Below are 6,657 nucleotides of genomic sequence, written 5' to 3' on the forward strand. Positions count from 1 at the left end.
TCTGCAAACAGAAATGGATCATCAAGCCCTGATATAGGCTCATGTATAATAGACCTTAGATTGCTAACTTGTAGCTTAAATCCATCAGGTAAAGGAGTCCCCAGCTGGGTTCCTAAAATTAGTAGGAATGACCATTTTGGTGGAGGAATTGGAGAGTCAATCGGCCAGGTTACTGCACATAGTCGTAAAGCAATTTCACCTAAATCAATGTCCTGATAGGATCGACCTGGTTCGGGAGGAATGTCCATTCCTTGATATCTAAGCTCGTTAATCACATTATCGAATTTATCAATTGACCGAAATATCGATGAATTTGCAGTAAGGGGTTCAGGGATGAACAATCCTAAACCTTGGGCAAATTCGTCTAATTTACCCTCCAACCATTGCTGTGTATTGATAGCCTTTTGAGTTAGGATGGTAAATACTTCTGTAATCCGAATAGAAAGGGAGGTTGTTCTGTGGGGAGTTAGTTGCCACTGATATAATAAATCCAGTAATTCAGGACTTTGGAGTATAGTCAGCCCTTGCTCCCAGGTTAAAGTTTTCCAAAGAGTTTGCTCAGGATATTGTAGACGATCTAATAATGTTTCTAATGTTTCCAAGTCAGGTGAGTTCAGAGATATCTTAGGGAGGTAATTAGGGGACGTGACTGGTAACTCAATAGCAGTGGAATCCAAAAAACGTAAATAAAATAGTAGGTGATTTGGCTCAGGATCAAACAATGACAGAGGTAAACTATAGTTCCAATCAACTTCAGGATGTAAATTAAAAACTTGTCTATAATCAACCAGATCATCGTAACGGATAAAGCCTCGAATAATAGCAGTTTTTAGCTCTTCTTGCACTTCAATTACAACATAGAAATGAGCAGCAAAGTCTGGTAAATCAATGGCGGCTATCGGTACAGTAACCACTTCATCCAGTAAACTCTCACTGGTAATTAAACAAAGCTTAAATTCGCCTACTATAAGATTACATACCGCTTCAATCACATTAGCGTATTGAGGTTGTCGTAAAGAACAACAATTATCAGAAATGAATATATTTAACTTTTCCTGTAACCATTGTGTAAAACTAAGTAATGCTAGTCCATTCAGATAGGTTTGCCATTGGCGTGGTTCTGAGATGACTTGATTGCTCATTTGTACTGCTTGCTCAAACTGTTCGGACTCTAAGCAAATACATTCTGGTTGCACAAGTCTGAGGTCGGTGGAATTAACAGAATAACTAGTCATGATTTTCCTGCTTCAGTGTCTCAAGGTAGCGGCATAGTCGCTGGGCATATAGGCTATTAGTAGAACACTTTTTCCCTGTCATGATTTCTGCAGCTGCTTCTTGGAAGACTTCAGCATCGACAAAAGCTTCTAGGTGTTCCATCAAGTTTCTTAAATAGTCTGGATCCCTAGACATATTTGCCAGATTAAACTGATTTGCTGCATAGGAGATAATGTGGAAAAGTTTGTCTATTGTCCAAAACCGCACCCGATTGAGCAGCTCCTTGGGATTTAGCACCCTGCTCACTTGGGACTGATTGGTCATTCCTAAAATAGAGGCAATCTCGGCTTGAGATTTACCATGACAGTAGATAAGTTCAAGACCTGATATAACCTTTGATGCAAAACGGGTGTAACTTCGACTGCGCTCTAGCTTGGTAATACGGTCAGTTAGCCCTTGCTCTATCCCTAAATCCAAACAGGCTATGAGTTGCTGACCACAGAATTGCTGTAATTCTTGTCGTGCGATCGCATCTAAAGTGTTGGTGAAATTTGGGTCTGGTAACTCTCGATCCCTTCCAGTATCCGAATCCGACACCTCTAGGGATTCCGATGGCGGAAATCCGCTGCGAATCCATATGTCATATCGCCTTAGCAGTCTGGCCAGATGTTTGAGTTCATTGCTCAGCTGTGCTAGAGAGTTGACAATTACCGATTTTTCCTGCAAGAGGTGTCTCATTTCTTCAAGTTGAGACTGGGTGGGATCTGGACAACGTCTAGCTTTTTTTTCTGGCTGTTGGCGTCTGTCCCGACGGTAGACTGCATGAAAGGCTTCTAGGATATTGCGATCGCGTGGTAAGAGTTGTTCCAATTGTGTTGGTCTAGCTCGATTGAGCAGAGCCCAGTCACTGAGAAAACAAAGTCCCCGTTCCGATAAGAAGTCTTTGAGTTTGGGATTTTGTTTGGTTTGATAGTAGACCCAATCATCTAACCTAGACTTGGATGGGGAATTTAGGTTATATTTTCGTAATACTTCAACCGTAAAAAATTGGTAATCGGTTTTTTTTGTTTCCCTATCCCCATTCAGAATCAGTTGAGTTGTACCATCCTGATCTAAGATGATCAGTACTTTACCATCATCATCAAGCACAAATGGTAGCAAATCCCGATAGGTGAAGTCATGGCTAGCGCTATATAAACTAGCCAGTTTCTTGCAAGCTTTCAGGATTGGGTAAGAGACATAGCAACGAAGACAAAGTCCTGCTCTAGCACGACTTATTGCTGACCCAGACGATTCCTCAGGGTGAAACCAGGTGTATAGGGAGGTTTGAATATCCCGATGCTGCTCCACCGACAAATTCGCACCTCTAGGGCTTTGCCCGACGCTGCCGCGAACAGTCAATCGCGTTTCTGGAGCATCTAATTCTAGACACTTCTGTTGAAAAAACTCCCATGCCAGCGGTAGTAACAGTTTTTTGTAACCACACCCAACACTAGCAGGATCAAGTCTTAAAATTTCCCAATATCTCGATAGAGGCACCATCCTTACACTTTTACTTAGCTGTGCCATATTGTCTCATGCAGATTATTAGGTTCGCAGTACCCAAACGGGTAATTTTTTGTAAAAGATGATATGCTATAATTCAGCTTTTTTTGATCGCAATATAAATGCAAAGTTGAGATCAAGTTCCATTAATAACTTATTAAATAGTTCCTGGATTTTTGGGTCAGGGTAATCTGTTTACTCAATCACCAATTCCCCTATAAAGCATATATTTATTAGTCAATAAAATTAAAAATTGATTTGGTATCATATCATGTCCGGATAATTACCCTGTCTTGATGCAATAGCGAGTGGGGGAAACCACGGCAGTCGCTCATGGGGGGAACCCCCAAGACCGCGCTGCCTCCCCAAGACCGTAATGGTGCGTTTTCCGCATTAAGAATTAAATTCGCCACGGGTCGCACCTCTGCATCGCTTAATAAAAATCTTCCCCATCTCCCCAGACTTCCTACCTTGCCTCTCATGATGGGTATTCAACCTGACTTGATATTACTTCTTTATCCATCAATGACCAATAAATTACCCCCAATTTACTTCTACATTCCTCAGTGTTTATGGCCGGACACCATGCCCAAAAGTGCCGATGAGAACTGGAAAGGCTTTGGGATTGGTATCTATGCCTGGACATTACAAACCTATCTACGCCTGAAAACCGATGGTTTCCCTTGCGAACTAGTAGCAGAATTGCCCAGACAGGGGATTGTCCTGATCCACCGCAATTGTTTACGAGCTCACAATGACCAGCTCAAGCCAGGACCAAAGTTATTGCTCATTTGTATTAAAGCTGAACAAAGACCCTATCCCTATGCTCAACTCCATGTGGTACAAAATCCTCTGGAAACAATGCATCTGCGCAATAGTTACTATTTACCCCACTGGACTCAGCCAGGCTTAATTCAGCGCCATCCAGCACGATGCGATCGCTTTGAAACCATCGCCTTCTTTGGTCATGAAAATAATCTAGCGCTAGATTTAAAGCATGCCTCCTGGCAACAACAACTCCAAGCACTGGGGTTATCTTGGCAACCAGTAATCAATCGCAATCATTGGCATGACTATAGCAACCTAGACAATCGCTGGCATGACTACAGTCAGATTGATGCTATTGTGGCTGTGCGTAGCTTTGGGGGCAACACAGCCTGCCTGCACCGCAATTACCTGAGCAAACCAGCTACCAAACTCTACAATGCTTGGCTAGCAGGAACCCCTGCTATTCTCGGATGTGAAGCTGCTTATCAAGCAGAACGCTATAGCCCACTAGACTATCTGGAAGTGGCTACCCCTAGGGCGTTAATTTCAGCCCTTAAGCGGTTGAAAGAAGAGCCAAATTTACGTAGCGCTATGGTTAAAAATGGTCGAATTCGTTCCAAAGCGATCACGCCTTCAAGTACTACTAGGAAGTGGCGTTTTTTCTTAGAAACTATTGCATTACCTGCCTATTATCGTTGGTGCAATCAATCTCATTGGTCTCAACAGATTACCTTGGGACAGGGTTATATTGGCTTTCAGAGAAATCGAGTTAAAGATAAACTAACAAGAGTTTTATTGGCTAGCAACAATTCCAGATAAAAGTCGATGGTAAATAGTTTTTTATATGGGTTTGCTATCCTTATTATATAACAGTTATCAATTCGTTGATGTACTTACACCTGATCTATTTGATAAATATTACAGGGTTTTTCATAACTATAATGTATACAGTTTTTTTTCTCTTACCTCTTCGCTTTTGTGACTTATCTGCTCCCTGCTCCCGTCTTGATGCAGTCGCTCATTGGGGAAACCACGCCAGTTGCTCATGGGGGGAACCCCCAAGACCGCACTGGCTCCCCAAGACCGCGCTGCATCGCTGCTCCCTGCTCCCTGCTCCCTAAAACCCAGGACGAAAGTACCTCACCCAATTGAAAACCGCTATACTAACCCAATAGTACTTATTAACCATTCCTAACTATGGTTCAAGCAGTATCAAAACTATTAACCTTTGACGAATTTTTAGAACAGTACCCAGAGGATGGAGGAAACTATGAACTTCGTCAGGGTAGAATTGTAGCTATGCGTCCCACCGGTTTACACGAACAAGTAGCAGCTCTCATTGCCAGAAAACTCGATGTCGAAATCGAGAGACTTTCACTACCCTACTTTATTCCTCGAACTTGTCTTGTCAAACCCTATCAACAAGGAGAAGGCTATTTACCAGATATCATTGTTTTGGATAAACAAACTGTTGCGGAAGATCCATACTGGAAACAAGCGATGCAGCGCGGTCTTGGGGGTTCCCCCCATGAGCGACTGCATCAAGACAAATCAAGTATCTCAATCGGTAAATCAGCTAAGTTAATCGTGGAAGTCGTTAGTACCAACTGGCAAGATGACTATCTAACTAAACTGGCTGAATACGAAAAATTTGGTATTGCAGAATACTGGATTGTTGACTATAAAGCCCTGGGAGGAACCCGATACATTGGGTCTCCTAAGATTCCTACAGTTTGGATATACCAGTTAGCTGATAATGAATATAAAGAAGGCCAAATCTTTAGGGGATGTGATTCTATTGAATCACCAACTTTCCCAGAACTGAAATTGACTGTTGAGCAGCTGGTCAAGGCCGGAACATAAACCTTTGGTGGCTCTACCTAAGAAAAATGCGACATATTAGGGGAAAATGAAACTCTTCTACTACCAATACTCACCCAAACGATTCCCTGGTGGTCTCAATAACTTCGGCGATGACCTAAACCCTTGGCTATGGCAACAGTTAATCCCTAACTTACTAAATGACGATGAAAGCACCGCCTTTGTTGGAATCGGTACCCTCCTAAATAATTTACTATCCAAGCGTTTACCCAATGCTCGCCGAATCATCATTTTTAGTACCGGAGTCGGTTATGAAAAGTTACCAAAACTCCAAGATTCCTGGACAATTTACTGTGTAAGAGGACCCCTCTCCGCCAAAGCCTTAGGCATTTCCCCTCAATTAGCTGTTACCGATGGAGCAGTGTTAGTCAGACGACTCTTCCATCCAACCAGTCAAAAAATCCATCAATTTGCCGTTATGCCCCATGCTAAATCTGCCAGATATGGCGGTCAAGCCTGGCATCAAATCTGTGAACAAATCGGCTTTAAGTATATTGACCCTCGTTTGCCTGTCGAGCAAGTATTATCTGCTATCAGCCAAACCAACATCTTACTAACAGAAGCCATGCATGGCGCAATTGTAGCCGATGCGCTACGAATTCCTTGGATTCCCATCTGCACTAATCAAACTATTTTGGCATTTAAATGGCAGGATTGGTGCTTATCTGTTGGTTTGAAATACCAACCTCAATATATCATGCCTCTATGGGATTTATATCCTAGAACAGCAAGGGGAATTCGTTCCTCAATCCGTTATGCTCACTTTTGCTTTAATTGGCTCAAACAAGATCAGTTGCGTTCAGTTAAGACACTTTGGGGTGAAAAACAAGAATTAATCGCCACTCAACTATTCAGAATCGCTCAAACTACCTCTCCCTACTTAAGTAATGATCATCGGATCGAGCAACTTACCACTGAATTAGAAGAAAGGTTAGATAAATTAAAATCAAGGATGAATGATCAAGGATGAATTATAAATTTTGATGTTGCTGAACTAAGAAATGAAATAATATAAAGTAACCTTGTATCAGTTATAAATTCACAATTACCGATTACCAATTCCCCATTATTGCTGATTTTCCACACTCCGATAACGGAGCCATTCAGCGATAAAAGCAACTGCACCTGATACTAGGATTAACAAAACACTAAGAGCATTTATATCTGGCTTAACACCAATGCGGATGCGGCTAAAGATTTCCATGGGTAGGGTAGTTGAACCATTCCCAGCAGGAAGACTAGAAAACA

At 42.0% G+C, this 6,657-nt stretch carries 6 protein-coding genes and 1 pseudogene; 4 read left to right on the top strand and 3 right to left on the bottom strand.

Features of this window, described 5'->3' with window-relative positions; all coding sequences use genetic code 11:
* Together F6K52_RS29530 and F6K52_RS29535 are read right to left on the bottom strand one after the other, a co-directional pair.
* A partial coding sequence (locus F6K52_RS29530) for a DUF1822 family protein (protein ID WP_293087155.1) occupies positions 1-1,235 on the bottom strand: 1,235 nt, incomplete at its 3' end.
* On the bottom strand, positions 1,228-2,784 hold the full coding sequence (locus tag F6K52_RS29535) for a hypothetical protein (protein ID WP_293087160.1): 1,557 nt from the start codon (positions 2,782-2,784) through the stop codon (positions 1,228-1,230). The genes F6K52_RS29535 and F6K52_RS29530, both read right to left, overlap by 8 nt.
* A gap of 309 nt (positions 2,785-3,093) precedes the next feature.
* Here F6K52_RS29535 and F6K52_RS29540 point away from each other — a divergent pair, with 309 nt between their 5' ends.
* From F6K52_RS29540 to F6K52_RS29555, 4 genes are all read left to right on the top strand, one after another.
* A complete protein-coding gene (locus tag F6K52_RS29540; protein ID WP_293087165.1) occupies positions 3,094-4,347 on the top strand; it encodes a hypothetical protein in 1,254 nt (417 codons plus the stop codon).
* A gap of 189 nt (positions 4,348-4,536) precedes the next feature.
* Positions 4,537-4,680: a hypothetical protein gene (locus tag F6K52_RS29545; RefSeq protein ID WP_293087168.1), complete on the top strand. Its 144-nt coding sequence runs from the start codon at positions 4,537-4,539 to the stop codon at positions 4,678-4,680.
* 45 nt (positions 4,681-4,725) lie between these two features.
* On the top strand, positions 4,726-5,391 hold the full coding sequence (locus F6K52_RS29550) for a Uma2 family endonuclease (RefSeq protein ID WP_293087172.1): 666 nt from the start codon (positions 4,726-4,728) through the stop codon (positions 5,389-5,391).
* A 46-nt stretch (positions 5,392-5,437) separates the two neighbouring features.
* Entirely contained in the window at positions 5,438-6,379 is a 942-nt protein-coding gene (locus F6K52_RS29555) for a polysaccharide pyruvyl transferase family protein (protein ID WP_293087177.1), read from the top strand.
* A gap of 96 nt (positions 6,380-6,475) precedes the next feature.
* On the opposite strand, the pseudogene F6K52_RS29560 reads toward F6K52_RS29555, so the two are convergent.
* Positions 6,476-6,657, bottom strand: a pseudogene (locus F6K52_RS29560) (spermidine/putrescine ABC transporter permease PotC); the annotation flags it as partial.

The sequence above is a fragment of the Moorena sp. SIO3H5 genome (assembly GCF_010692395.1).
Classification (GTDB): domain Bacteria; phylum Cyanobacteriota; class Cyanobacteriia; order Cyanobacteriales; family Coleofasciculaceae; genus Moorena.

What these genes read in the sequence shown, in the direction of transcription:
- F6K52_RS29555 (WP_293087177.1), top strand. Translation starts at nt 5,438, where the DNA reads ATGAAACTCTTCTACTACCAATACTCACCCAAACGATTCCCTGGTGGT.
- F6K52_RS29550 (WP_293087172.1), top strand. Translation starts at nt 4,726, where the DNA reads ATGGTTCAAGCAGTATCAAAACTATTAACCTTTGACGAATTTTTAGAA.
- F6K52_RS29535 (WP_293087160.1), bottom strand. Translation starts at nt 2,784, where the DNA reads ATGGCACAGCTAAGTAAAAGTGTAAGGATGGTGCCTCTATCGAGATAT.
- F6K52_RS29540 (WP_293087165.1), top strand. Translation starts at nt 3,094, where the DNA reads ATGGGGGGAACCCCCAAGACCGCGCTGCCTCCCCAAGACCGTAATGGT.
- F6K52_RS29545 (WP_293087168.1), top strand. Translation starts at nt 4,537, where the DNA reads ATGCAGTCGCTCATTGGGGAAACCACGCCAGTTGCTCATGGGGGGAAC.